This is a genomic window from Streptomyces sp. NPDC088116, assembly GCF_044741745.1.
Lineage (GTDB): Bacteria > Actinomycetota > Actinomycetes > Streptomycetales > Streptomycetaceae > Streptomyces.
Genome location: NZ_JBIUTF010000001.1, coordinates 723,698 through 748,756 on the forward strand (window position 1 = coordinate 723,698; position 25,059 = coordinate 748,756).

Annotated in this window: 22 protein-coding genes; 5 read left to right on the forward strand and 17 right to left on the reverse strand. The window is 69.5% G+C overall.

The window, feature by feature from the left end; all coding sequences use genetic code 11:
- Positions 1–154: 154 nt before the first annotated feature.
- Together ACIOJD_RS03175 and fdxA are read right to left on the reverse strand one after the other, a co-directional pair.
- Complete coding sequence (locus ACIOJD_RS03175; RefSeq protein WP_401907931.1) at positions 155–1,249, reverse strand: bifunctional succinyldiaminopimelate transaminase/glutamate-prephenate aminotransferase; 1,095 nt, start codon at positions 1,247–1,249, stop codon at positions 155–157.
- A 181-nt stretch (positions 1,250–1,430) separates the two neighbouring features.
- A complete protein-coding gene (gene fdxA, locus ACIOJD_RS03180; RefSeq protein WP_003985062.1) occupies positions 1,431–1,751 on the reverse strand; it encodes a ferredoxin in 321 nt (106 codons plus the stop codon).
- Positions 1,752–1,891: 140 nt separating this feature from the next.
- On the opposite strand from fdxA, the gene ACIOJD_RS03185 reads away from it, so the two are divergent.
- Positions 1,892–2,986: a GNAT family N-acetyltransferase gene (locus ACIOJD_RS03185; protein ID WP_401907932.1), complete on the forward strand. Its 1,095-nt coding sequence runs from the start codon at positions 1,892–1,894 to the stop codon at positions 2,984–2,986.
- A 17-nt stretch (positions 2,987–3,003) separates the two neighbouring features.
- Positions 3,004–3,876 (forward strand): tetratricopeptide repeat protein, encoded by an 873-nt coding sequence (locus ACIOJD_RS03190; protein WP_401907933.1) that lies wholly within the window; start codon positions 3,004–3,006, stop codon positions 3,874–3,876.
- 263 nt (positions 3,877–4,139) lie between these two features.
- Here ACIOJD_RS03190 and ACIOJD_RS03195 read toward each other — a convergent pair whose 3' ends face one another.
- The 8 genes from ACIOJD_RS03195 to ACIOJD_RS03230 all read right to left on the reverse strand — a co-directional run bounded on the left by ACIOJD_RS03195 (position 4,140) and on the right by ACIOJD_RS03230 (position 12,626).
- On the reverse strand, positions 4,140–4,778 hold the full coding sequence (locus ACIOJD_RS03195; protein WP_401907934.1) for a response regulator: 639 nt from the start codon (positions 4,776–4,778) through the stop codon (positions 4,140–4,142).
- A 362-nt stretch (positions 4,779–5,140) separates the two neighbouring features.
- Entirely contained in the window at positions 5,141–6,253 is a 1,113-nt protein-coding gene (locus tag ACIOJD_RS03200) for a sensor histidine kinase (RefSeq protein WP_401908917.1), read from the reverse strand.
- A gap of 65 nt (positions 6,254–6,318) precedes the next feature.
- On the reverse strand, positions 6,319–7,056 hold the full coding sequence (locus ACIOJD_RS03205) for an ABC transporter permease (RefSeq protein WP_401907935.1): 738 nt from the start codon (positions 7,054–7,056) through the stop codon (positions 6,319–6,321).
- Positions 7,053–8,000, reverse strand: a complete 948-nt coding sequence (locus ACIOJD_RS03210) for an ABC transporter ATP-binding protein (RefSeq protein WP_401907936.1) — start codon at positions 7,998–8,000, stop codon at positions 7,053–7,055. Before ACIOJD_RS03210 ends, ACIOJD_RS03205 begins: the two co-directional genes overlap by 4 nt.
- Positions 8,001–8,406: 406 nt before the next feature.
- A complete protein-coding gene (locus tag ACIOJD_RS03215; protein WP_401907937.1) occupies positions 8,407–10,617 on the reverse strand; it encodes a hypothetical protein in 2,211 nt (736 codons plus the stop codon).
- 234 nt (positions 10,618–10,851) lie between these two features.
- Positions 10,852–11,262, reverse strand: coding sequence for a DUF6113 family protein (locus ACIOJD_RS03220; protein ID WP_401907938.1), 411 nt, complete (start codon positions 11,260–11,262; stop codon positions 10,852–10,854).
- Positions 11,259–12,242: an N-acetyl-1-D-myo-inositol-2-amino-2-deoxy-alpha-D-glucopyranoside deacetylase gene (gene mshB, locus ACIOJD_RS03225; RefSeq protein ID WP_401907939.1), complete on the reverse strand. Its 984-nt coding sequence runs from the start codon at positions 12,240–12,242 to the stop codon at positions 11,259–11,261. The genes ACIOJD_RS03220 and mshB overlap by 4 nt, the downstream gene beginning before the upstream one ends.
- A 189-nt stretch (positions 12,243–12,431) precedes the next feature.
- Complete coding sequence (locus tag ACIOJD_RS03230; RefSeq protein ID WP_329829152.1) at positions 12,432–12,626, reverse strand: hypothetical protein; 195 nt, start codon at positions 12,624–12,626, stop codon at positions 12,432–12,434.
- A gap of 157 nt (positions 12,627–12,783) precedes the next feature.
- On the opposite strand from ACIOJD_RS03230, the gene ACIOJD_RS03235 reads away from it, so the two are divergent.
- Positions 12,784–14,994: a prolyl oligopeptidase family serine peptidase gene (locus tag ACIOJD_RS03235; RefSeq protein WP_401907940.1), complete on the forward strand. Its 2,211-nt coding sequence runs from the start codon at positions 12,784–12,786 to the stop codon at positions 14,992–14,994.
- A gap of 187 nt (positions 14,995–15,181) precedes the next feature.
- On the opposite strand, the gene ACIOJD_RS03240 is transcribed toward ACIOJD_RS03235, so the two are convergent.
- The 6 genes from ACIOJD_RS03240 to ACIOJD_RS03265 all read right to left on the reverse strand — a co-directional run bounded on the left by ACIOJD_RS03240 (position 15,182) and on the right by ACIOJD_RS03265 (position 21,740).
- Complete coding sequence (locus ACIOJD_RS03240) at positions 15,182–16,354, reverse strand: ABC transporter ATP-binding protein (protein ID WP_401907941.1); 1,173 nt, start codon at positions 16,352–16,354, stop codon at positions 15,182–15,184.
- Positions 16,347–17,321 carry an ABC transporter ATP-binding protein gene (locus ACIOJD_RS03245; RefSeq protein WP_401907942.1) on the reverse strand — a complete coding sequence of 325 codons (975 nt, stop codon included), beginning with the start codon at positions 17,319–17,321 and terminating at the stop codon, positions 16,347–16,349. Before ACIOJD_RS03245 ends, ACIOJD_RS03240 begins: the two co-directional genes overlap by 8 nt.
- Positions 17,322–17,330: 9 nt before the next feature.
- Complete coding sequence (locus ACIOJD_RS03250; RefSeq protein WP_401907943.1) at positions 17,331–18,323, reverse strand: ABC transporter permease; 993 nt, start codon at positions 18,321–18,323, stop codon at positions 17,331–17,333.
- Positions 18,316–19,239 (reverse strand): ABC transporter permease, encoded by a 924-nt coding sequence (locus ACIOJD_RS03255; protein WP_401907944.1) that lies wholly within the window; start codon positions 19,237–19,239, stop codon positions 18,316–18,318. The genes ACIOJD_RS03250 and ACIOJD_RS03255 overlap by 8 nt, the downstream gene beginning before the upstream one ends.
- Before the next feature lie 66 nt (positions 19,240–19,305).
- A complete protein-coding gene (locus tag ACIOJD_RS03260; RefSeq protein WP_401907945.1) occupies positions 19,306–20,937 on the reverse strand; it encodes an ABC transporter substrate-binding protein in 1,632 nt (543 codons plus the stop codon).
- Positions 20,938–21,146: 209 nt separating this feature from the next.
- Positions 21,147–21,740: an ATP-binding protein gene (locus ACIOJD_RS03265; RefSeq protein ID WP_401907946.1), complete on the reverse strand. Its 594-nt coding sequence runs from the start codon at positions 21,738–21,740 to the stop codon at positions 21,147–21,149.
- A 161-nt stretch (positions 21,741–21,901) separates the two neighbouring features.
- Here ACIOJD_RS03265 and ACIOJD_RS03270 point away from each other — a divergent pair, with 161 nt between their 5' ends.
- A complete protein-coding gene (locus tag ACIOJD_RS03270) occupies positions 21,902–22,786 on the forward strand; it encodes a helix-turn-helix domain-containing protein (protein WP_401907947.1) in 885 nt (294 codons plus the stop codon).
- The gene (locus tag ACIOJD_RS03275) at positions 22,783–22,986 is read left to right on the forward strand and encodes a DUF397 domain-containing protein (RefSeq protein WP_401907948.1); all 204 of its coding nucleotides are present in this window, start codon (positions 22,783–22,785) and stop codon (positions 22,984–22,986) included. The genes ACIOJD_RS03270 and ACIOJD_RS03275 overlap by 4 nt, the downstream gene beginning before the upstream one ends.
- A gap of 355 nt (positions 22,987–23,341) precedes the next feature.
- Here the strand turns inward: ACIOJD_RS03275 and ACIOJD_RS03280 are convergent, their stop codons facing one another.
- On the reverse strand, positions 23,342–23,953 hold the full coding sequence (locus ACIOJD_RS03280; RefSeq protein WP_401907949.1) for a hypothetical protein: 612 nt from the start codon (positions 23,951–23,953) through the stop codon (positions 23,342–23,344).
- Positions 23,954–25,059: the final 1,106 nt, after the last annotated feature.

Here is a 25,059-nt window from a genome sequence, read left to right on the forward strand (position 1 = left end):
TGCCCCGGCGGGGCGGCGGGGGGGGGGCGCGGCGCCGCGCCCGCCCGCTTTTTCAAATACCCCCCGTCTCACATTACGTTCGTGTGGTGGGGGGGGGGCGGGGGCCCCCCCCCCCCCCCCCCGCCCCTCCACATGCGGCTGCCACCGAACGACCTCAGACCAGCCGCTTGACCGCCGCTTCGATCCGCTCGTCGGTCGCCGTCAGCGCCACCCGCACATGCCGCTCCCCCGCCGGGCCGTAGAAGTCGCCGGGCGCGACCAGAATGCCCAGCTCGGCGAGGTGGGCGACGGTGTCCCAGCACGGCTCGTCACGCGTCGACCACAGGTAGAGGCTCGCCTCGCTGTGGTCGATACGGAAGCCGTGCGCCTCCAGCGCGGCGCGCAACGAGCGGCGGCGGGCCGCGTACCGCTCGCGCTGCTCCCGTACGTGCGTGTCGTCCCCGAGCGCCGCGACCGTCGCCGCCTGCACCGGCGCGGGGGTCATCATCCCGCCGTGCTTACGGATCTGGAGCAGCTCACCCAGGACTGCCGCGTCGCCCGCCAGGAAGGCCGCGCGGTACCCGGCGAGGTTGGAGCGCTTGGACAGCGAGTGGACGGCCACGAGGCCCTCATACGTACCGCCGCAGACATCCGGATGCAGTACGGACACCGGCTCGGCCTCCCAGCCGAGCTCCAGGTAGCACTCGTCGCTGAACACCAGCACGCCGTGCTCACGGGCCCAGGCCACGATCCGGACCAGCTCGTCCTTGGCCAGCACCTGTCCGGTCGGGTTGGACGGCGAGTTGAGCCACAGAAGCTTCAGGCCCGCCGGGTCCAGATCCGTCGGGTCGTCGTACGCGACGGGCTCGGCGCCGCAGAGCCGCGCGCCCACCTCGTACGTCGGGTACGCGAGCCGCGGATACGCGACCCGGTCGCCCGCGCCGAGACCGAGCTGCGTCGGCAGCCAGGCCACCAGCTCCTTGGAACCGACCACCGGCAGCACGTTCGCATGCGTCACACCACGCGCGCCGAGCCGCCGCTCCACCCAGCCGGTCAGCGCGTCACGCAGCGCCACGGTCCCCCACACCGTCGGATACCCGGGCGAATCGGCCGCCGCGATCAGGGCACGCCGGATCAGGTCGGGGACCGGGTCGACGGGGGTACCGACGGACAGGTCCACGATCCCGTCCGGATGGGCCCCGGCCGTCGCTTTGTACGGCTCCAGCTTGTCCCAGGGAAAGACGGGAAGGCGCGAAGAGACTGCGGACACGGTGCTCACTCTTTCTCGTACTTTTCCGTACGGCTCCCGGCCGCACGGATGCCCGGCCGTACGGATTCCCGACCGCACGACGGCCGACCGTACGACCGGCCGTCCGTACGACGGCCGGTCGTACGGACGAAACACCGCGGTCCCGTACGGCGGGAAGCCGTACGGGACCGGGGGCACGCTGTCAGCCGTTCTGCGGCGGCAGCGCGGCGATGAAGGGATGGTCGCGCTCGATCAGGCCGAGCTTGGAAGCACCACCGGGCGAACCGAGCTCGTCGAAGAACTCGACATTCGCCTTGTAGTAGTCCTTCCACTCCTCCGGGGTGTCGTCCTCGTAGAAGATCGCCTCGACCGGGCACACCGGCTCACAGGCTCCACAGTCGACGCATTCGTCCGGGTGGATGTACAAGGACCTGGAGCCCTCGTAGATGCAATCGACCGGGCACTCCTCGATGCACGCCTTGTCCTTGACGTCGACACAAGGCTGCGCGATGACGTAGGTCACGCTGTCGTTCCTCCTCGGTAGGGCGCGGCGGGCCGATCTGCGGCTCCGTCCACAGGCGCGCGGAAGCGCGGCGTCGTCGATGCCCACATCTAGTATCTCCGTTCTTGAGCGCGATCCGAACAGGAGGGGCGGACAGAGCTGTGGAATTCACTGCGGGCGGACGGCTTGAGGTCCGGATCACACCGTTTGACGTGGGCAAACGTGTATCAGTCAGACAGTTGACCGGCGGGGGCGCGGGGGCGGAGAAGTTCACCGACACGGTAGGCGTTCTCACATCCTGGGACGACGGTGTGCTGGTCGTCACACGACGCACCGGTGAGAGCGTACGCATCCCCGAGTCCGCGCTGGTGGCGGGCAAGGTCGTACCGGCCGCGCCCGCCCGGCGCCGGGGGCCCGCCGCGAGCTTCGAGGAACTGGCCACGGTCTGCGCCCGCGCCTGGCAGCCGGTGGAGAGCGAGCCGCTCGGCGGCTGGCTGCTGCGGGCGGCGGCGCGGGCTCCGGGCTCCGGCGGGGCACAGGGTCCGGGCTCCGGCGGGGAGAGCCCGGGTTTCACGCGGCGGGCCAATTCCGTACTGCCCCTCGGCGACCCCGGCATGGAGCTGGACCAGGCGCTGGAGCGCGTACACCGGTGGTACGAGGAGCGCGGGCTGCCCGCGTACATCCAGGCCGCGACCGGCGCGGAAGGCACCCAGGAGCAGCTGTGCGCGGAGCTGGAGCGGCGCGGCTGGCGCTCGGAGGTGACGGCCGAACTGCGGATCGGCGCGCTCGCGCCCCTCGGGGACATGGACGCGGACGTCTCCCGGGTACGGCTGGACCGCACCTGTGACGAGGCCTGGCTGCGGCGCTACCAGCGATCCGGTGCGCCGGGGCCCCATGTGCTCCACGTACTGAACAGCGGCCCTTCCGTGTGGTTCGCGACCGTGCCGGGCGTGCCTGGTGCGCCCGGGGTGCCAGGGGTGCCCGGGGTGCCCGGCGAAGGCGATGTCCCGGCGGCGATCGGCCGGTGTGTGGTCGACGGACGCTGGGCCGGGTTCATGGCCGTGGAGGTCGACCCCGCGCACCGGCGCCAGGGGCTGGCCACGGCCGTGATGACCGCGCTCGCCCGCCGCGCGCTGGAGGAGGGCGCGTCCGCCGCCTGGCTCCAGGTCGAGACGGACAACGACGGGGCGCGTGCGCTGTACGAAGGCATGGGCTTCGCCGTCCACCACCGGTACCACCACTTCCGATCGCCCTGAACGGGTACGAGGCGCATATGCAACCGGAACCCACCGACCGCCGCCGGCTGTTCGCCGAGGAAGCCCGCGCGGAACGGCCGGACCTCGCGATGCTCTGCCTGCTCGTGGCCGCGGAGGCCGACCCGGACTCGGGCGACTCGGCTCTCGACGCGGCCCAGGCCGAGCTGGACCGGCTGGCCGGGCTGCTGCCCTTCGGGATCAAGGGCCCGGCCGCCTGGGCGAAGGCGGTCGCGGACCTGCTGGGCACCCGCTGCGGCTTCCACGGCTCCGCCGCCGACTACCAGCGGCTGGAGTCCTCGCTGCTGCCCTCGGTGCTGCGGCGCAGACGCGGCCTGCCCATCCTGCTCTCGGTCGTCTGGATCGAGGTCGCCAGGCGCGCGGGGGCGCCGGTGTACGGCGTGGCGCTGCCGGGACACTTCGTGGTCGGCTTCGGCGAGGGGTCCGGTGGGGGTGCGGGGGCGGACTCCGACGCCTCGGGGCTCGGCGAACGCGTCCTGGCCGACCCCTTCGCGGGTGGTCGCCTCCTGACCGGCGCGGACGCGGAACTGCTCGTCAGCGGCACGACGGGCGCGAACCTGGAACCCGCCATGCTCACACCCGCCGACCCGCTCGACATCGTCCTGCGCGTCCTCAACAACATCCGCGCATGGGCCGAGGCCAGGCCGGAGCGCAGCGATGTGGCGCTGTGGGCGGTCGAGTTGTCGCTGCTGCTGCCGTCCCATCCGGCGAAGCTGCGGTACGAGCGGGCCGAACTGCTGGTGCGGCGAGGGGAGTTCCTGCACGGGGCGACGGAACTGGAGGAGTACGCGGAGGTGGTGGAGGCGGTGGATCCGTCCATGGCGGAAGCGGTACGGAGGCGGGCTCGGGCGGCTCGGGCGCGGCTGAACTGAGGGGTCGCCCGTCCGGCTGGGTGCGGTGTGTGGGGGCGGGGGCCGGGGCACCGTTGTGGGTTGCGGGGGCCGGTGCGCCGTTGTGGGTGCGGGGCCCGGGGCTCCGGAGGCGCATGTCCGGACTGCATGATCTACGCCGCGTGCGGGTCTCGTCGTTGGGTGCGGGCCGGTGTACGGCACACATCACGCTTTACGTCCGGACGCGTCGCCTCCTGCGACCCCGGCCCCCTCCCGCCCAGATCCGACTGCCGGTCACGTCCGGGCTACAACCAGCCCTTCTCCCTCGCCATCAGGACCGCCTCCGCCCGATTGCGGGCGGTCAGTTTCTGGATCGCCGTCGACAGGTAGTTGCGGACCGTGCCCTGGGACAGGTGCAGCGCACTGGCCAGTTCCGCGTTGGTCGAGCCGTCCGCCGCCGCGCGCAGGATCTCGCGTTCCCGGTCGGTCAGGGGGTTCGCGCCGTTGGCGAGCGCGGCCGCCGCCAGGGTCGGGTCGATGACGCGTTCGCCGTCGAGGACCTTCCGTACCGCCTCGGCCAGTTGGGCCGCCGGGGCGTCCTTGACCAGGAAGGCGTCCGCGCCCGATTCCATCGCGCGGCGGAGATAGCCGGGCCGGCCGAAGGTGGTGAGCACGACCACCTTGACGTCGGGCAGGGCGGCACGCAGCGCGGCGGCCGCGTCGATGCCCGTCATCCCCGGCATCTCGATGTCGAGAAGGGCCACGTCCACGTCATGGGCGCGCGCGGCGGCCAGGACCTCGTCGCCCCGGGCGACCTGCGCGACGACCTCGATATCCGGTTCGAGACCGAGCAGCGCCGCCAGGGCCTCCCGCACCATTGACTGGTCCTCGGCGAGGAGAACTCTTACCTGTCCTACGGGGCGCCCACCTGGCACGTCAGTCATATGGCCAGGGTAGACATCAACGCGCCCCGCCCAGCACCTGGCCGAACGGTCGGACTGTGGGGCCGATCGTCCGCACGGGAATGCTCGGGCCCGTCGTCACCCGTGACGTGGTCGGGCCGTTCGGGACAGTTCTCCCTCAACGGGCAGGCACACGTGGGCGATTTGGTGGCCGACACCATATGGCCACCATCGGCGCGCTGTCGAAGTAGCCCTAGGGGAAGGCGCATGCGGCGGCAATTCGCGGAGATGTCGACACGGCCAGGAAGCTCATTCTCTGACGCTTCGACTGCTCATGTAAGAGGTCGATAATTCATAGGCGTGCAGAACGGAGAACCCACCAGGGAGGACCTTGATCATGCGGCTCACGCACGTCCCGCAGGGGCACCCAGTGGCGCTCTGACCGTGAGGGCGAAGCCGCTGCGGGATCTGCCGGTCTCCAGCGTGCCGCCGACCGTGGCGAGGCGTTCGGCCAGGCCGGTCAGGCCGTTGCCGTACGGAACACCGTTCGTGTCGCTCGCGCCGGAGCCGTCGTCCTCGACGGTGAGTTCGAGCACCGGCCCCTCCAGGGTCTGGCGCGGGGTGAGCGCGACGACGCAGCGGCGGGCGCCGCTGTGCCGTACGACATTGGTGGTCGCCTCCCGCAGCGACCAGGCGAGCGCCGCCTCGCTCTCCTCGGTCAGCTCCCCGCCGGGGAGCCCGTCCGGGACGTCCGCCGGTACCTCGGCGAGGATGCCGGCCACCGCCAGCGCCGTACGCGCCCCGGCCAGTTCGCCCGGGAGCGTGGGTCTGCGGTAACCGGTGACGGCTTCCCGTACGTCCATGAGCGCCTGGCGGCTGACCCGTTCGATGTCGGCCACCTGCTCGGCCGCGCGGTCGGGCTGCCCGGGGAGCATGCGTCCGGCCAGTTCGCTCTTCAGGGTGATCAGGGACAGCGAGTGACCGAGAAGGTCGTGCAGGTCGCGGGCGAGACGCAGCCGCTCCTCGTTGGCGGCGAGTTCGGCGACCGTGGCCCGCGCCTCGCGCAGCTCGACCGTCGTACGGACCAGTTGCCGTACGCCCGACATGGCGAACCCGCCGACGAGGGCGGGGATCACCAGGGCGGTGAGGAAGTCGCCCGCGTCCTCCCTGTGCAGGCCGGCCAGGAACATCGCGCCGGTGACGACGAGGATCGCCGGGCGGCCCGCCGATGGCGGCAGCGCCGCCCCGCAGGCCACCGAGACGTAGACGAAGAGCACCAGCCACGGGGTGCCCATGGTCAGGGTGAGCGCGACCGCGGTGGCGAACATGAGCAGCAGCGTGGCGTGGACCGTGTGCCGGGCCACCCGCTTGGTGTGCCGGAAGATCACGATCAGATAGGCGGCCACGAAGACGAGGAGTCCGAGCGCGCCGAGCGCGGTCGCCCATGCCGTGTGCTGACCTTCGAGGGTGTCGCTCACCGGAGCGCCCATGAAGGCCAGCCAGATACCGACCCACATCAGCTTGAAGAGGATGTGGCGGCGGTTGTCCGGAGTCTGCCCTATGGAGGGGAAGGTCGTGTCGCTCACGCCTTCAGTGTGTCCTTCCGGTACAGCCAGGCGGCGCCGCCCGCGAAGACCAGGAAGTAACCGAGGAGGATCGCCACGTCCTTCAGGTGCGGTGCTCCGCCCAGTTCGACGGCCTGGCCGAGGCCCGCGTAGGCGTGGGTGGGCAGCCATTCCGAGATGTTCTGGAGCCACTGCGGGTAGGCGGTGGTGGGCAGCCACAGTCCGCCGAGGATCGAGAGACCGAAGTACGTGATCATCGTGACCGGCCGGACCGCGTCGCCGGAGACGAGATAGCCCAGTGCCACACCGAGCGCGGCGAAGCACAGGCTGCCGGCCCAGATCACACCGGTGAGCGCGAGCCACTGCCAGGTCTCCAGACGTACGCCCTTGGAGGCGCCGGCGACGACGAAGACGATGACGATGGAGGGCAGCGTGACCACGGCGGCGCTCGCGATCTTGGCCAGTACGTAGCCGCGTCCGGGCAGTGAGGTGAGCCGCAGCTGGCGGACCCAGCCCTTCTCACGCTCCTTGGCGATCTTCTCGCTGTTGCCCATGAGTACGGCGGTGAGCGCCCCGAAGGAGGCCATCGCGACCATGTAGAAGGCGCCGAGGCTCAGGTCCGTACCGGGCACCTTGCCGTTGTCCTGGGGTCCGGCGATCACCAGAAAGAGCACCGAGGGGTAGATCACCGAGAAGAACATGAACTTCTTGTTCCGCAGGGTGCGGGTGATTTCGAGCCTGATCAGGGTGTTCACGCTGTCCTGGCCTCCTCGGCCTCGGTGATGGCGACGAAGGCCTGCTCCAGGCCGAGTCCGGAGACTTCGAGATTGCGCGGGTAGACGCCGAGTCCGTACAGCGCGTGCACGGTCGCGTCGGCGTTGTGCGACTGCATACGAACGGTGGTGCCGGAGACCGACAGGGAGCTCAGGAACGGCAGCCCGCGCAGGGCGCTCTCGTCGGCCCGGGTGCCGTCCCGGCCGGAGTCGGGACCGAAGTCCAGGTCGAAGGAGATCCGGCGCGCTCCGGCCCTGGCCTTGATCTCGGCGGCGGTGCCGTCGGCCAGCAGCCGTCCCCGGTGCAGGACCAGGACCCGGTCCGCTATCGCGTCGGCCTCTTCGAGGTAGTGGGTGGCGAACAGGACCGTACGCCCCTGCCGCGACTGTTCGCGCATGGTGGCCCAGAACGCCTGCCGGGCGGTGACATCCATGCCGGTGGTCGGCTCGTCGAGGACGATCAGGTCGCTTGCTCCGGCGGTGGCGAGCGCGAAGCGGACCCGCTGTTCCTGGCCGCCGGAGAGCTTGTCGACCCTGCGGTCCGCGATCTGGGTGATCCCCGCCATGGCGAGGACCTCGGAGACGGGGTGCGGCTTCGGGTGCAGCGCGCAGGCGAGTGCGACCAGTTCGCGGACCTTGACCTCCTCCATCAGCCCGCCGCTCTGGAGCATCGCGCCGACGCGGCCGGCGGCGATGGCCTCCTGCGGGGTCGTACCGAAGACGGTGACGCTGCCGGAGTCCGCGTTCCTGAGGCCCAGCAGCAGATCGAGGGTGGAGGACTTGCCGGCGCCGTTGGGGCCGAGGAGCGCCACGGTCTCGCCGGGGTGGAGGGCCAGCGAGAGACCGTCCACGGCGTGGACGTCTCCGTAGGTCTTGTGCACGTTTTCGAAGCTCACCACGGTGGTGGTGGGGGCTGTCGTCGTCATGGGTCCAGCGTGCCCGGGAGCCGTTCGCTGCGGCAGTGTCGCGGGTCGTGGGCCCGGGATGACATCCGTCATACCGGGGATATGACAGAGCCGCCCGGGGCATGACGGTGCCGCTCGGGTCATGACGAGTTTCCGGGAGACATGGCGGAGCCCCCGCCCGGATGTGGTGCTGTCCGTGGGCGGGGGCCGCGGTCTCTTGTCCAGTGCTTGTCCAGGGCCTCTCGTTTGGATCTTGCCGGGCTCGCGTGCCCCGGCACCGCGTCTCGCCGCGTTGTCGTCACTCCACGACTCCCCCACTGCCTCAAGGGCGTGGGAGGTGCCCCCGCCGCGTCGCCTCACTCCTCCGCCTTGCGATCCACGGCACCAGACCCCGCTCCCTGATCCGGCCTGATCCAAACGAAAGACCCTAGCTGGGGTCGAGGCTGATCTCCTGGGTGCGCTCTTCGGGGGTCTTGCCGCGCAGCGCCCTCTGCATGGCCTGCGCCACATCGGCGGAGGAGACGGGGTACTGCTTGCCGTTGCCCCTGGTGACCGTGATGCCGTCGAAGACGCCGTCCAACAGCTGGTCGATGGCGTTCCGGTTGTAGACCTCGACGAGCTTCCCGTCCACGGGCTTCATGGAGAGGATCTTGGGCAGCGACTTCGCGGGCCCGAACTGGATCTGCTTGGCCCCGGCCTTGATCGTGACCAGGTCGGACATCGCGGGCTTGGCGAAATCGTTCATCGCCCGGTCCAGCTCCGCCTGGCTTATCGTCGGTTCGCGTGTGACGGCGGGCAGTTCGATGTTCTTCGTCTTCCCCGTCTGGACCTGGGCGCGGTAGGCGTCCCGTACGGAGATGATCGAGTGGTTGACGTCCAGCGCCTTGCCCGACTTTCCGGGTACGGCGACGGCCCTGCCGGGTTCGAACTTGATCGTGCCTTCGGAGGCCGAGCCCGAGGTGCCCGCCAGGTCGGTCAGCGCGGCGGCCAGCTTCTCCTCGTCCACCGGGATCACCGGCTCGGCGACCCGTGGGCCGCCGAACAGTGAACCGATCACCGAGACGGGGTTGTAGTCGCTGCCGGCCGCGCCGCGGACGGTCGCCTGGCTGTCCAGGCTGAGCCCGGCCTTGTCCGGGGCGAGTGTCTGCGTCTTGCCGTCGACGGCGAGCCGCAGCGGCACGGCGGCGCGCTTGCCGAGGGTGGAGTCGAGCTTGATGACGGCCGCGTCCCGGGTACCACCGCCGATGTCGACGCCGAGGACGGTGGTGCCCTTGGGCACGTCGGAGTGGTTCATGAGCAGACCGGCGCCGTAGACACCACCGGCGATCACGAAGAGGGCGACGCCGAGAAGCATCAGCTTCGAGCGGCCCTTCTTGGCGGGCACGGACGGCTTCGTACTTGCGGGAGGCGCGGGCCGTGACGGCGGGGCGCCCTGGCCGGAGCCGACGGGCCCGGGGAAGTCCGGTGCCGAGAAGTCGTCGTCCGGGCCCGGTGCGCCGGGCCGGGACAGCGGATCGGCGATCGGCCCCGATCCGGGGAAGGGCGTGCGCTGCTCCGCCGGCACCACGGGGATTCCGCTGGTCAGCGTGTCACCGGAGACATTGCCGCCGGGGCCCGGCTCGGGCGCGGGCTGCTGCGGGGTCAGTACGGCGGTGTCGTCCGACAGCCGGGCCCCTGACGGGGAGCCCGGGGCGCCGGGGTTGCTCAGGGATCCGGGCGGAGTGCCCAGCGGCGAGCCGCCGTAGGCCGGTCCCGTGGTCGGACCGCCGGGGCCGGACGCACCGGGGGTACGTGTGCCGAGCGGCGGGGTGGTGGGGCCGGACGGGAAGCGGTGGGACCCGGTGGTCGAGTCGTCCGTCCCCGGACCCGACGGGAAGCGATGCGACCCCGTGGTCGAGTCGTCCGTCCCCGGACCCGACGGGAAGCGATGCGACCCCGTGGTGGAGCTGTCCGTGCCCGGACCGGCCGCGAGGTCGCTGAGCGAGCCACCGCCGGTGGGCGACTGCGCACCCGGTCCTTGCGAACCCTGCCCCTCGGAGGGGCCCGAGTAGTACGGCGATTCGGAACGGCGGTCGCCGGTGGCGGCCGGGGGCGGTGTGACGGCGCCCGAGACGGCGGCGGCTCCCGCGCCCATGCCGGCGCTCATGCCCGAGCCCGTACCGGCGCCCGAAGTCGTACCGGCACCCGGGCCCGCACCGGCGCCAGACGGCGACGGCTTGCGCGGCGCGAACCAGTCGCTCGTGGGCTTGTCCGCGGGCGGCTTCTCCTCCGCGGCCTCGGCCCGCCGGGCGTCGGTGACGTCCGGTCCGGCGTCGGGGCGGGGAATGCTCGCCGTGCGTTCGGCCGAATGGGTGTCCCGGGTCTCGCCGGTCGCCACGTCGCTCATCGGCGTCCGCATCACGACAGGCGGGATCGGCCGCGAGCCCGGGATGTTGATCCGGATACGCGTGGTCAGCGTGGTCTCGGTTCTGGGCTCGTCCGGCTGCGGGGCGGGCTCGGCGCCGGTCTCCTCCGGGGCGTCCTGCTGGGGATGCAGCGACGGATACTGGCGTGATCCGTACGGCGGTGTTCCCGAGGGATACGCGGCTCCGCCGCGCCCCTGGGGCCCGGAGGACGAACTGTCAGTTTCACGACTCAAAGCAGGCTCTCCCGGTTGGCTCCGCCGCCCGTTCTTACGTGTACTCGTACTCGGCTGTTCAGTTCCCCTGTGCCGGAGGCGAGGGGAAGGCCCGGAGCGCGCACCACCATACTGGCCTCCGCCGACAGGCGTCCGACGCCAGTGTGGAGCGACAGCCCCGCAAGCCGTCCGGACATGGTCGATACCCGGTCAATTCAGCAGCAGCCGGGCGCGTCAGCGGCAGTCGGGCGGGCCTCACTTCTCAAGTCGGCCGGACTGCGCACCCGGTTGCGGCAACCGCGACATGGTGGCACACATCACAGCCACCACCATGCCGCCCAACAGGTAGACCAGCGGCCCGATCCCCGCCGAGAACGCCGCGTCCCCCTCCGGGCGGCCCATGCTCAGCAGGATGGCCGCGGCCAGCCACCCGGCGGCGGGCGCACCCACACCGAACTGGGTACCGGTGGCGCGCAGGCCCCCGTAGAAGAGCCCGGCCGTGGCGAGCAGCGCGAGCAGCAAACCGCCCGGGAACCAGGCGCCTTGGAGGAGCGAGCCCGCGATACCGACCAGGGCACCGAGCACCGCCAGCGCGAGATACGCACCGATTCGCCCGGGTCTGGGCGGTGTTGCGAGCCAGCCTCCGGGCTGGTGCTGGGCGCTCATGCGTTCGCTCCGGCGTCCGGGCCCGCATCCGCGCCGGTGTCCACACCGGCGAAGAGGTCGCTCTCACGTTCACCGGCGGGCGCCGCGGACACACCCTGGACCAGCTCGTAGTACTCGGTGGAGAAGATCGGCTGGCCCAGGTCGTTGGAGAGGGCGAAGAAGGACCCGTCCACGGCGATTTGGGTGGCGTGGGCGCGCATCGCGGCCGCCTTCCGCGCGGAGTACGGCGCACCGTCGATCGCGGCTGTGATCTGCGCGTCGTCGACCACGCCCGGGATGTCGTCGATCTCGGCGACCCCGGGGAAGTCGGCACCGGCCTCGCGCAGCCGGGCGAAGCCCTCCTCGGCGACCGAGCGCGGAACGCGGTTCCAGTAGATCTTGCCGATGGTGTGCGGGGCTCCGCCGTACGAGACTCCGGCGTCCCCGGATCCGGTCTGCGGGGAACCGGTGTGCGGGCCTCGCAAATTAGGCCGAAAATCGACGTCGGCCGCGAGGGCCGCGGCGCGCATCGCGACCCGGTGGGCCTGGATGTGGTCGGGGTGGCCGTAGCCGCCGTTCGGGTCGTATGTCACCAGCACCTGCGGTCGCACCTCCCGGATCACCTCCACGAGGTGCGCGGCGGCCTCGTCCAGGTCCGCGCTCCAGAAGGAGCCCTCCCGCCGGTTCTGCTCCAGGCCCATCATCCCGGAGTCCCGGAACCTGCCGGGGCCGCCGAGGAAGCGGTGGTCGGTGACGCCCAGCTCCTTCATCGCCGCGGTCAGTTCACCGATGCGGTGGGCGCCGAGGCGGTCGTCGCGATCGGCCGCCAGGTGGGCGAGGGCGGGCACGATGATCTCGCCCTCCTCGCCGAGAGTGCAGGTCACCAGGGTGACCCGGGCGCCCTCGGCCGCGTACTTGGCCATGGTGGCGCCGTTGTTGATCGACTCGTCGTCGGGGTGCGCGTGCACCAGCAGCAGACGCCGGGCGGGTAGATCGGTCATGGGGACAGCCTACGAGGCGGCATGCCGAACCCCTCGGCCAGTGGCCGGCCGCTGGCCGCCGCTGGTCGAGGGGTGCCGGTCTTCTACGGCCGAACGCCGGCCTTGATCGTCAGTGGGCGTGGGGGGTGATCGGGGATGGTCATGGGCGGGGACGGCGGGTCGTCGGAACGGCGGTCGTCGGGAACGGCGCTAGAACTTGATCCCACCGATCATCCCGGCCACGTTCGTGGTCAGTTCGCTGATGGTGGGGGCGATGGAGGAACTGGCCATGTAGAACCCGAGCAGCATGCAGACCACCGCGTGTCCGGCCTTCAGCCCGGATTTCCGGACCAGCAGGAAGACGATGATCGCCAGCAGCACCACCGCCGAAATCGAGAGTGCCACGGCGGTTCACCTCCATAAATATTCGATCGGAAACTCGCAGCGTGCATGTGCCGGCAGGTACCTACCCACCTAGCGCTACGGATCATAACTATCCGTACGTACGCATCGATCGGTGCATGGCAGCACAGGGGGGCGCACGGGCGCTATTTTCGGTCGTATGACCTTGAGCCAGCAAGTCTCGTTCCCGCGTCAGTCGGCCCGAACCCAGCGGTTCACTCTTGGCAGCCCACGCGCGTTCACCGTGTCCCCGGACGGCAAGCGGGTGGTCTTCCTCCGTTCCACGTCGGGCACGGACCGCGCGAACCGCCTCTGGGTGCTCGATCTTGACGGTCCGTCAGCCGCCGCGGGGGCCGAACGGATCGCCGCGGACCCGGAGTCGCTGCTGGGAGGCGTCGCCGAGAATCTCTCCGCCGAGGAGCGGGCCCGGCGCGAGCGGAGCCGCGAGGGGTCGGGGGGCATCGTGGGCTACGCGGTGGACGGCGCCGTGGAGTTGGCCGCTTTCACCCTCTCCGGGCGGCTGTACGCGGCCGAACTGCGCGCAGGGACGGCACGCCGACTCCCGGCGTCCGGACCGGTGATCGACCCCCGCCCCTCGCCGGACGGGCGGCACATCGCATATGTGGCGCGTGGGGCGCTGCGCGTGGTCGGCGCGGACGGGGAGGGCGACCGCGAGCTGGCGGGGCCGCAGGCGGGCGCTGGAGAGGACGTCACGTACGGTCTGGCGGAGTTCATCGCCGCAGAGGAGATGGGCCGCTCACGGGGCTTCTGGTGGTCTCCCGAGTCCGATCGGCTGCTGGTCGCGCGGGCCGACACGACGGAGGTCCGGCGGTGGTGGATCTCCGACCCGTCCCGGCCCGAGCGGGAACCGGTCCAGGTCGCCTACCCGGCGGCAGGCACACCGAACGCGGACGTACGGCTGTTTCTGGTCGATCTGAACGGGCCCGGCCGAGCGGCGACTTCGGATGGCGCGGTGGAGGCAGCGGGCGGGGACGCAGGCGGCACCGCGCGTACGGAAGTGATCTGGAACCGCGCCGACTACCCCTACCTGGCCCGGGTCCACTGGTCCGCCCAGGGCGCCCCGCTCCTGCTCGTACAGAGCCGCGACCAGCGCGATCAGCTGTATCTGGCGGTCGACACGGACACCGGCGCGACCCGGCCCGTACACCGGGACGAGGACCCGGCCTGGCTGGAGCTGCCCACCGGCGCACCCGCCTGGGCGCCGGACGGACGTCTCGTCCGGCTCTCCGACGAAGGGGGCGCACGCGTCCTGATGGCCGGCGACCGGCCGCTGACCGGGCCGCAGTTGCACGTGCGGGCGGTGCTGGACATCGGTGAGGACGACATCCTGGTCTCGGCGTCGGCGGGCGAGGAGGCCGCCGATCCCGAGACCGGGGAGATCCACGTCTACCGGGTCGCCGAGAGGGGGACCGAGCGCCTCTCGGACGGCGTCGGGGTGCACTCCGCGGTCCGTACCGGAGCGGTGACCGTGCTCGCGTCGGCCGGGCCGGACACCGCCGGGGTGTCCGTGCGCGTCTTCCGGGACGGCAAGCAGCTCACCACCATCACCTCGTACGCCGAGCAGCCGGCGCTCACGGCTCGCGCACGGCTCACCGAGGGGGGCGCACAGCGCATTCCGTGCGCCGTCATGCTCCCCACCGGCTACCAGGAATCGGATGGTCCGCTTCCGGTCCTCCTGGATCCCTATGCATGCCCGCACGGCCAGCGGGTGGTCGCCGCGCACAACCCCCATCTCACCTCGCAGTGGTTCGCCGACCAGGGTTTCGCGGTGATCGTCGCCGACGGCCGGGGGACCCCGGGCCGCTCCCCCGCCTGGGAGAAGGCGATCAAGAACAACAAGCTGCTCATCCTCGACGACCAGATCGAGGCGCTCCAGGACCTCGCGGGACGGTTCCCGCTCGACACCGGACGGGTGGCGATCCGCGGCTGGTCCGGCGGCGGCTGGCTCGCCGGGCTCGCCGTACTGCGCAGGCCCGACATCTTCCACGCGGCGATCGTGGGCGCGCCCGTCACCGACGTACGGCTCTACGACACGCACTACATGGAGCGCTACTACGGCACCCCTCAGGAGCAGCCCGAGGTGTACGCGGCCCACTCACTGGTCACGGACGACGGCCTCTCCGGAGCCCGGGAACCGGCCAGGCCCATGATGCTCATCCACGGCCTCGCGGACGACAACGTGGTGGTGGCGCACACGCTCAGGCTCTCCGCGGCGCTGCTCGCCGCGGGCCGGCCCCATGAGGTGCTGCCGCTCAGCGGGGTGACCCATATGACACCGCAGGAACAGGTCGCGGAGAACCTGCTGCTGCTCCAAGTCGACTTCCTCAAGCGGTCGCTGGGCATGTCCTGAGCAGGTAGCGAGCACGGTGAGCAGGTCGCGAGCACGCTGAGCACGCCCTGAACGGGCGACCGGCCGGGACCCTGGAGTCCCGGCCGGTCTACGGCACCCGCACGGCCGTACGCTGTTCAGCCTGACGCGTCCGTATATCGGTACCGGGTCGACCAAGTTGCGCGCGTGTTAACGAAATTGATGCGGTTTACAGCGCTTTGCCCCCTGCGTCACCACGCGTGCCGACGCCCGTACCGTCACCGGATCCGTCCCCCGTACGATCACCGGATCCGTCCCCCGGGACGATCCGCCGCTCCTCCGCGAAGTGGCAGGCCGACGGATGCGCGACGGCCCCCCGCCCCGTCCTGAAGACCTCCGGGACCGCCAGTTCCGGGACCTCCACCGCGCACCTCTCCCGCGCCTTCCAGCACCGGGTACGGAAGCGGCAGCCCGACGGCGGATTCGCCGGGGACGGGACGTCGCCCGCCAGGATGATCCGGTCCCGGCGCTCCCGTGCCGTGGGGTCGGGCAGCGGTACGGCCGAGAGCAGCGCCTGGGTGTACGGGTGCGTGGGGTGCTCGTAGATCTCCGTGTCCGTGCCGATCTCGGCCAGCCGGCCCAGGTACATCACGGCGACCCGGTCGGAGATGTGCCGGACGATCGACAGGTCGTGGGCGATGAAGACGTACGCGAGGCCGAACTCGTCCTGGAGCCGTTCCATCAGGTTGATGACCTGTGCCTGGACGGACACGTCGAGGGCCGAGACCGGTTCGTCGGCGACGATGATCTCCGGCCGCAGCGCCAGCCCGCGGGCGATGCCGATGCGCTGACGCTGACCGCCGCTGAACTGGTGCGGATAGCGGCCGATGTACTCGGGGTTGAGCCCGACCACGTCCAGCAGGTCCTGGACCCGGCGGCGCCGGTCGCCCTTCGGCGCCACCTCGGGATGGATCTCGAACGGCTCCCCGATGATGTCGCCCACGGTCATCCGCGGATTGAGCGAGGTGTACGGGTCCTGGAACACCATCTGGATGTTGCGGCGCACCGCCTTCAGCGCGCGCCCGGACAGCTCGGTGATGTCCTCGCCCTTGTACCGGATCCGGCCGGCCGTCGGCTTCTCCAGGTTCACCAGCATCTTCGCCACGGTCGACTTGCCGCAGCCGGACTCCCCGACGATGCCGAGGGTCTCCCCGGCTGCGAGGTCGAAGGAGACGCCGTCGACCGCCCGTACCGCCCCGACCTGCTTCCTGAAGAGGATGCCCCGGGTCAGCGGGAAGTGCTTGACCAGGTCTCGTACTTCCAGCAGGGGTTCTGCCGCCGGGGAGCCGGCCTCTTCAAGAAGAGCGGAGCCGGTGGGACCGGCCGCCGCGGAGTCAGCCATCGAGCGTCTCCCTCCAGAAGTAGCAGGCGCTCCGCCGCTCTCCCGCCACCTCGTACAGCGGCGGCACGTCCCTGCGGCACACGTCCTGGGCCATCGGGCAGCGCGGGTGGAAGGCGCAGCCGGGCGGGATGTGCAGCAGGTTCGGCGGCAGCCCCTTGATCGCGTAGAGTTCCTTGCCCTTCTGGTCCAGGCGCGGGATCGACTCCAGCAGGCCGCGGGTGTACGGGTGGGCGGGCGCCTTGTAGATGTCGTACACCGGCGCGCTCTCCACGATGCGTCCCGCGTACATGACCGCGATCCTGTCGGCGACGTCGGCGACCACTCCGAGGTCGTGGGTGATCAGGATCAGCCCCATGTTCAGCTCCCGCTGGAGTTCCGCGAGCAGGTCCATCACCTGGGCCTGGACGGTGACGTCCAGTGCGGTGGTCGGTTCGTCGGCGATGATCAGCGCGGGTTCCAGCGCGAGCGCCATCGCGATCATGATGCGCTGGCGCATCCCCCCGGAGAACTGGTGCGGGTAGTCGCCCGCCCGGTCCCTGGCCGCCGGGATCCTGACCCGGTCCATCAGCTCGACGGCCTTCGCCCGCGCCTCCTTGCGGGACATCCCCCGGTGCACGATGAACATCTCGGCGAGCTGCGCGCCCACGGTGAGTACGGGGTTGAGCGACGACAGCGCGTCCTGGAAGATCATGGCCATCTCGGCTCCGCGCACCTTGCGCCGCCGGTCCTCCTTGAGCTTCAGCAGGTCGCGGCCCTGGAACAGCACTTCGCCGCCGGTGATCCGGCCCGGCGGCATGTCCAGGATTCCCATGACCGCCTGCGCGGTGACCGACTTGCCGGAGCCGGACTCGCCCAGCACGGCGAGCGTCTCGCCGGCCTCCACCGAGTACGTGACGCCGTTGACGGCCTGGACGATCCCGTCGCGGGTACGGAACTCCACCCGCAGATCGCGCACTTCGAGCAGCACAGGGCACCCCTAACGCAGCTTCGGGTCGAGGGCGTCGCGTACCGCGTCGCCGAGCATGATGAACGCGAGCACGGTGACCGCCAGCGCGCCGGCCGGCCAGAGCAGCATGTGCGGGGCGTTGCGGATGTACGGCGAGGCGTCCGAGATGTCGATCCCCCAGGACACGGTCGGCGATTTGAGCCCCACACCGAGGTACGAGAGGGTCGCCTCCAGCGCGATGAACGTACCGAGCGCGATGGTCGCCACGACGATCACCGGCGCGATGGCGTTGGGCATGATGTGCCGCAGCATCATGCGGGTGCTGGAGGCGCCGAGCGCGCGCGCCGCCTGTACGAAGTCGTTCTGTTTGACGGTGATCACGGAGCCGCGGGCGATCCGGGAGATCTGCGGCCAGCTGAAGAGCACCATGAAGCCGATCACCGGCCAGACCGTGGAGCTGGTCACCACGGACAGCAGCACCAGTCCGCCGAGGACCACCGGGATCCCGAAGAAGATGTCGGTGACCCGGGAGAGCACCCCGTCCGGGAGCCCGCCGAAGAATCCGGCGAGTGCGCCGAGGACCGAGCCGAGGACGGCGACGCCGAGGCTGGCGCAGACGCCGACGACGACGGAGGTCCTGGCGCCGTAGACGGTACGGGTGTAGACGTCGCAGCCCTGCCCGTTGAATCCGAAGGGGTGGCCGGGCCGGGAGCCCTCCTGAGCCCTGGCCAGATCGCAGGAGAGCGGGTTGCCGCCGGCGATCAGGGACGGCCGGATCGAGATGATCACCAGGAAGACGATGACGAGCCCCGAGACGATGAAGACGGGGTTACGGCGCAGATCGCGCCAGGCGTCCGACCACAGGCTGCGCGGCCTGCCGGCCGGCCCGCCGCCGTACGGTCCGCCGGGCCCCCGCTCCAGGGTGCCCCCCTCGCTGGTCGCGAGGTCCATCGCGCCGCCGGCTCCGGTGGACGCGATGGCTCCGCCGTTGTCGTCGGGCGGCGGCCGCAGGAGTTCAGGCATACCGGATCCTCGGGTCGAGAACGGCGTACAGAAGGTCCACCAGCAGATTCGCCACCAGGAAGACGATGACGAGCACGGTCACGAAGCCGACGACGGTCTGGGTGTTCTGGCGCAGGATGCCCTGGTAGAGCTGGAATCCGACGCCGTGGATGTTGAAGATCCGCTCGGTGACGATGGCGCCTCCCATCAGCGCCCCGATGTCCGTACCGATGAAGGTGACCACCGCGATCAGCGAGTTGCGCAGCAGGTGCCGGGTGATCACCCGGTGTCGGGGCAGACCTTTGGCGATGGCGGTACGGACGTAGTCGGAGCGGGCGTTCTCGGCGATGGACGTACGGGTCAGCCGGGTGACGTAGGCGAGCGAGACCGAGGCGAGCACCAGCCCGGGGACGATCAGCTCGCCGAGCGGCGCGGCGGCGGAGACGGACGGCGAGATGACCTTCCACTGCACGCCCAGCAGGAGCTGCGCCAGCAGGCCGGTGACGAACGTCGGTACGGCGATGACGACCAGGGTCAGCAGCAGTACGGAGGTGTCGACCGGGCGGCCCCGGCGCAGGCCGGTGATCACGCCGAAGGCGATGCCGATGACGACTTCGAAGACGACGGCCACGATCGTCAGCCGGACGGTGACCGGGAAGGCCGTGGCCATCAGGTCGATGACCTTCTGGCCGTTGAAGGCGGTCCCGAAGTCGCCGGAGAAGACGTGCCCCATGTAGGTGAGGTACTGCTGCCACACCGGCTGGTCGAGGCCGAACTCGCCGCGCAGCCGGGCCACGGTCGCCGGATCGCACTGCCGGTCGCCGCAGAGTCCGGCGATGGGGTCGCCCATCACGTTGACCATCAGGAAGATCAGCAGCGTGGCCCCGATGAAGACAGGGATCATCTGGAGCAGACGCCGGATCACATAACGTCCCATGATGGGCTCCCGGGGTCGTGGTCTTCAGTTGCGGGGGCGAGCGCGACGGGCCCGGGGCGTCGACGGTCAGCGGACCTCGATCTCGTTGTAGACGGGCACGCTGAACGGGTTCAGCTCGACGTGGGTGATCCGGTCCGAGTACCCGGCGCTGCCGTTCTGGTACCAGAGCGGGATGGCCGCCATCTGGTCCCGTACGACCCCTTCGGCCTGCTGGAACTTCTGGATCGCGGTCTTCTTGTCGGTCTCGGCGTTGGCCTCGTTGATGAGCTTGTCGAACTGGGGGTTGCTCCACTTGCCGTCGTTGGAGGAGGCGTTGGTGTAGTAGAGGGGCTGGAGGAAGTTCTGGATCAGCGGGTAGTCCATCTGCCAGCCCGCCCGGAAGGGGCCGGTCAGCTTCTTCTGGCCGAGCTTGTTGCGGAAGTCCGCGAAGGTGCCGACCGGGCTGCCGACACACGCCCTGTCGTTGCCCAGCGCGTTGTTGATGCTGTTGCAGACCGCGTCGACCCAGTCCTTGTGGGAGCCGGTGTCGGCGTTGTACGTGACGGTGAGCCGGCCGCCGGGAATGCCGCCGCCGTCCGAGACCAGCTTCTTCGCGGCGGCCGGATCGTAGTCGCAGGCCCTGCCGCAGAGCCCGGCCTTGTAGCCGCCGCCCGCGCCGAGCACCGGGGAGGTCCAGTCGGTGGCGGGGGTACGGGTCTTCTGGAAGATCGTCTTGGTGATCTGGGCGCGGTTGATGGCCATGGAGAGGCCGGTACGGACCTTGACGGCCTTCGGGGTGTTCCACCGCCTGTCGTAGTACGGGAACGCCAGGGTCTGGATGATGCCGGCCGGGGTGTTGATGTACCGGCCGTTCAGGTCGGTCTTGGCGTTCCTGAGCTGCGCGGCCGGGACGTCGTCGACCAGGTCGAGGTTGCCGGCGACCAGATCGGTGTAGGCGGTGTTGTTGTCCGTGTAGACCATGAGGTCCACACCACCGTTGCGCGCCTTGTCCTTGCCCGGGTACTTCTTCCAGGTGCGCAGGGACATCTGCGATCCCTTGGTGTACCTCTGGATCCTGTACGGGCCGTTGCCGACGGGCTTGGCGACCCAGGCCGCGTGGTGGTCGAAGAACGCGCGGGGCAGCGGCGCGAAGGCGGCGTAGCCGAGGGTGTCCGGCCAGGTGGAGAAGCGCTGCGAGAGCTTGACGGTGAAGGTCCGCGGCCCGGTGACCTTCAGCCCCGACAGGGTGCTCGCGGTGGGCTGCCCGGACTCCGGGTGGACCTTGTCGTAACCCTCGATGTACTGGAAGAAGTAGGCGTTCTTCTGGTTGTTCCTGAGATCCGCGCCGTAGTTCCAGGCATTCACGAAGGACGCGGCGGTGACCTTCTCCCCGTTGCTGAAGGTCCATCCGTCCTTGACGGTGACCGTGAAATGCGTCGAGTCCTTGGTGTCGATCTTCTCTGCGAGTGCGTTCTCGGCCTTGCCGGTCTTCGGGTTGTACCGCTTCAGCCCCCGGAAGACCATGTCGAGGACCTTGCCGCCCTGGACCTCGTTGGTGTTCGCCGGTTCCAGCGGATTCTGCGGATCCCCCCAGGAGGACCGCACCACACCGTCGGCGCCGCTTCCCCCGCTGTCGCCACTCCCCCCGCCACAGGCCGTACCCACCAACGCCACGGCCGTCACGCAGGCGGCCCATGTGACGTGTGTGGCTCCGCGCATGGGTACCTCCTCATCGGACGCACGTCTCACCTGCCCCCAATACACCCCATACGGTGAGGGCCCGCACCTTGATCGCGGCTGTACGTGCGGCCCCCGACGGCGCGGCGGCGGACGCCCGCCGGGGCGCCCGGGGGCCGGGGGCCGGGGGGGCCGGGGGCCGGGGGGGCCGGGGGCCGGGGGGGGCGAAGTCGTGTACCCGAATTCCCGCGTCACGGGCATTCGGGTACGGGAACGGGTGCGGAGCCCGGCACCCCTGGCCCGGCCGTTCTCTCGCCGCGCACACCGGGGACCACGAGCCAGGCGCTCCATCCCCATCCCTGTACGCACGGACCGGGCGGGAGGGCAACCGCAGGCCCGCTCCTCGGCGCCGCCAGCTCCGCCCAAACGATCTTCCCGACCCCACCGGCGCGCGCCTCGACCCCCCAGCGCTCGGCCAGTGCTTCAACCAGAAGTAACCCGCGCCCACCGGTCTCGTCGTCACGAGGCACCCGCACCCCGGGCGTACCCGCACCGGCGTCACCCACCTCCAGCCGCAGCACCCCACTCTCCGCCGAGCGCGCGATCCGCACGCTTACCTGACGATCGGCGGGCACGGGCACCCGCAGGGCGTTGGTCACCAGCTCGGAGAGGACCAACTCCCCGGATTCCGCGACGTCTTGACCCACGCCCCAATCGTCGATCGCGGCGCGCAAGACGGCTCGGGCCCTCGGAACGCTGCTGCGGCGACGTGTCAGCCGGAAACTCACTTCGTACGGTTCACCCACGACAACTCCCAAAGAGTCGAAGCTCAACCGGAGTCCCATGACAGAGCTGGCAGTTCACGCCGGGACGCCGATGTCCATGGCGAGCAGCATGTACGCGCATCACACGAATCTGCAACGTTGCCGAAGGGCACCATGTCGATGTTCCCTCTTTCGAGTTAAGCCTGTTCCGACGAATCTGTTGCTTTGATAGACGTGTCCGTATGTCAGCGAAGAACGTCACCCCGAACCCATCGACTGTCCTCGGCCGCCAACTCGGCGAAGAATTGCGCCGCTTGCGAGAGTCGGCGAGGCTGACCACTTCCCAGGCGGCCGAAGCTCTGGACTGCACGAAAGGCAAGATCAGCCGGATCGAGAATGGCCGGGTGGCGGTCCGACTCCCCGACCTGACGGCGATGCTGCACGCATACGAGGCATCGGAGCCGGAGCTACGAGAGCGGCTGAGCGCACTGGCTCGCAAGGCCAACCGCCGCCGCAGGGACGGCTGGTGGAACCAGTACGGTTCCGTCCTCGCCGACACGTACCGCGACTACATCGCGCTGGAGGCCATGGCGGGATCGATCCGCACGTTCCAGGCACAGCTCATCCCTGGCCTGCTCCAGACTCCGGAGTACATTCGGGCCGTCACCGTGGCGTCGCAACTGTGGGAGACCGCGGACGAGATCGAGAGCTTCGTCCGGGTACGCCTCGCCCGCCAGGAACGTCTCGCGGAGGACTCGCCCTTGCCGCTCTGGGCCGTCCTCTCGGAGGCCGTTCTCATGCAGCAGGTCGGCGGAGCAGAAGTAATGAAAGCGCAGTTGCAGCACCTGCTGACCATGTCCGGAAAGCCCAACGTGACGGTCCAGGTGCTGCCGTTCTCGCGCGGCGCCCATGCGAGTATGTTCGGCCCCTACGTAGTGTTGGGATTTCCCGAGGACGGGGCGCTCGACGTAGTGCTGGCAGACAACCCGACAGGCTCCATGTGGTTGGAGCGGGAGGCCGAAGTCACCCGCTACCAGGACCTGTTCGATGCGGCACGCACCTCCGCGCTCTCCCCGACGGAGTCCCGTGCCGTCATCCATCGCAGGGCCAAGGAGCACAGAGCATGAACAACTCACGTGCCAGCACGCTGGTTCCGCCGGACGCGAAGTGGCGTACCAGCACATACAGCGGCGGGAACAACGAGTGCATACAGGTCGCCGACCACGTCCCCCACCTCGTCCCGGTCCGCGACAGCAAACGCCCCACCGGCCCCGTGCTCGGCTTCAGCCATCACGCCTGGAGCACATTCCTCACCCACCTCGCCTGAGCCGGGCCCATTCGACTGTTCGATGAGGGACGTCACTTCGGGGACAGTGAGACGCGCGGCAGGGGCGGGTTGCGTCCAGTCGGCAGTCGCGGCGAAGACCCGGGCCGTGCAGGCCGGCTGGGACGCACCGGGATGCGGCGGGCGACTTCGGCGAACTGAGGGCGACGCTCACGGAGCGGTACAGTCCGCTGCCCGCATCTGAGATTCAACCGTCACTGACCCCGGACCAACGTCATCACGGACGCGATCAAGCGACTCGCCCTCCGGCGTTCACCACGCCATCCTCGGCGTTGCCCGTCGGCGCAACCTCACCCTCGCGGGCTGGAGCCACCACCACACCCAGGCGAACCACCGGTCACTCCGCCAGCGGAGGCGGCGTGTTGCGCGGCCACCGCGCGCCCACATACTCGGACGCGGCTGCCCGAAACGCTTCCATCAGCGCGGACCCCGGATACGTCCCGAACTCGGTGTACTTCCAGCGGTAGTACACCGACCAGTAGCTCACCACGCGTCGCTCTGTGCGTGCGAAAAAGGCCGGATTACGTGCGATGAACTCGCCGTACAGCCTGCGACAGGCAGAGCCCGGGACAGCAAGGTCGGGAAGCCCTTGGCTGATCGCATCAATGATCTCCAGCACGTATTCGCCGGCCAGCTGTACCACGAATGGGACAGTCCACTGCTCCCTCGACGCCATGAGCTGTTCGAGGTGGCGCTGGCGAACCCGGCCGTCACTGTGCCGGGAATACAGGCAATGCAAGACCATCTGCTGCGTTTCGGTCAGCACCCGTTCCCAACCGACATCCGGCTCCTCGTTGTAGATCCGCGAGGGGATAGCGATGCTCCCGCCCTGCAGCCCAACCTCGAAGGAGCGTACCGGCTGGAGGCTGGCATCCGGCATCACCGCCAGGACGCTCTGCACATCACCGGCAAGACGGGCCGGAAACGCCGCCGCCAGGATGCACGTCACGTTCGACGGAACCCGAGATGTCAACTCTTTCCAGACTTTTGGATTTCAGTGAGGTAGCGGCGGCCGATCAGGACATGCCGGAGCGCACTGACCTTCCGATGCCGACAAGTAAAAAAGGGGGTCTGAGCCCCCTTCGCCCCGAGTATCAGTCTGCGATGCATTCTGGGAGAGGGTGTCCGAGAATTACCGCCTGGACGAATTCCTCAGGAGGTTGGTAATAATGATCAAAGATGTAGTGATATACGAGATTCGGCGCTATGAATATTTCCCCGCCTGATGCTACGACACGCACCTCGGCGGATCCAAGGGATATCTCCTTATGCTCTGACTTCATCTTGTAAGGGCACGGTAGGCGAGCCCATCCGTGCGGCAGCGCACAGGAGTGCCAACCTCTGGTTCTCGCGCGTGGGTGATGTTCGATAAGATCGACCAAGGCACCCTTAAAAACATCGGAAGTTTCACCTACACGGAAATCGTGCCCTTTACCCAGCCAGCCCACATTTAGAGCCGTACGGGATGCCGGGATCGCCTCCCGGAGGTATGAGTAGGGTGTGAGATCCTCATAGCGAGACATTATCTTCACCATTAGTCGAAGGTTACAGAACAACGACTCCCGACGGGCTGCCCCATTTTCACAATCTTCAACTGGTGGCTGCTGGGCGTGGGTTTGCCCCCTCACCGTGAGGGGGCAAACCCGGAGCCGGGCTACTCCTCCACAGGGAGGCTGACGATCCAGTAGTCATACTCCTCTGCCGTTACTCCACAGATGTGATGACCGGAGTGAGAGCGTGCAATGAATTCCACCCTTCCTTGGCCATCTGTAAGTTTGGATACATCCGTCTCCGGCGTCAGGGAGACCTCCACCCAGCCAATTTCCCTACTGCCGCCACTTACGACCGTGACGAGAAAAGAACCTCCCTCGTTAAAAATCCCGTATTCTCTTGAGCTCTGCAATCAGAGACTGTTTACTTCATGGGCAGTACATGCGGATTTCAGTGGAGTAGTGGCGATTGGCTCAACCTCAAAGTTTGCAACAGCCCTCCACGCTTCATCGATCGTAGGCGCCCCAGGCACACCGGAGATACCTATGACCGAGAGGCCGCTCG

Bases quoted from the DNA above. Each gene is read 5' to 3' on its own strand.
- ACIOJD_RS03200 (WP_401908917.1), bottom strand. From the start codon at position 6,253: ATGTGGGTCGGTATCTGGCTGGCCTTCATGGGCGCTCCGGTGAGCGAC.
- ACIOJD_RS03250 (WP_401907943.1), bottom strand. From the start codon at position 18,323: ATGCCTGAACTCCTGCGGCCGCCGCCCGACGACAACGGCGGAGCCATC.
- ACIOJD_RS03240 (WP_401907941.1), bottom strand. From the start codon at position 16,354: ATGGCTGACTCCGCGGCGGCCGGTCCCACCGGCTCCGCTCTTCTTGAA.
- mshB (WP_401907939.1), bottom strand. From the start codon at position 12,242: ATGACCGATCTACCCGCCCGGCGTCTGCTGCTGGTGCACGCGCACCCC.
- ACIOJD_RS03220 (WP_401907938.1), bottom strand. From the start codon at position 11,262: ATGAGCGCCCAGCACCAGCCCGGAGGCTGGCTCGCAACACCGCCCAGA.
- ACIOJD_RS03190 (WP_401907933.1), top strand. From the start codon at position 3,004: ATGCAACCGGAACCCACCGACCGCCGCCGGCTGTTCGCCGAGGAAGCC.
- ACIOJD_RS03195 (WP_401907934.1), bottom strand. From the start codon at position 4,778: ATGACTGACGTGCCAGGTGGGCGCCCCGTAGGACAGGTAAGAGTTCTC.
- ACIOJD_RS03270 (WP_401907947.1), top strand. From the start codon at position 21,902: ATGTCAGCGAAGAACGTCACCCCGAACCCATCGACTGTCCTCGGCCGC.
- ACIOJD_RS03275 (WP_401907948.1), top strand. From the start codon at position 22,783: ATGAACAACTCACGTGCCAGCACGCTGGTTCCGCCGGACGCGAAGTGG.
- ACIOJD_RS03210 (WP_401907936.1), bottom strand. From the start codon at position 8,000: ATGACGACGACAGCCCCCACCACCACCGTGGTGAGCTTCGAAAACGTG.
- ACIOJD_RS03255 (WP_401907944.1), bottom strand. From the start codon at position 19,239: ATGGGACGTTATGTGATCCGGCGTCTGCTCCAGATGATCCCTGTCTTC.
- ACIOJD_RS03265 (WP_401907946.1), bottom strand. From the start codon at position 21,740: ATGGGACTCCGGTTGAGCTTCGACTCTTTGGGAGTTGTCGTGGGTGAA.
- ACIOJD_RS03235 (WP_401907940.1), top strand. From the start codon at position 12,784: ATGACCTTGAGCCAGCAAGTCTCGTTCCCGCGTCAGTCGGCCCGAACC.
- ACIOJD_RS03260 (WP_401907945.1), bottom strand. From the start codon at position 20,937: ATGCGCGGAGCCACACACGTCACATGGGCCGCCTGCGTGACGGCCGTG.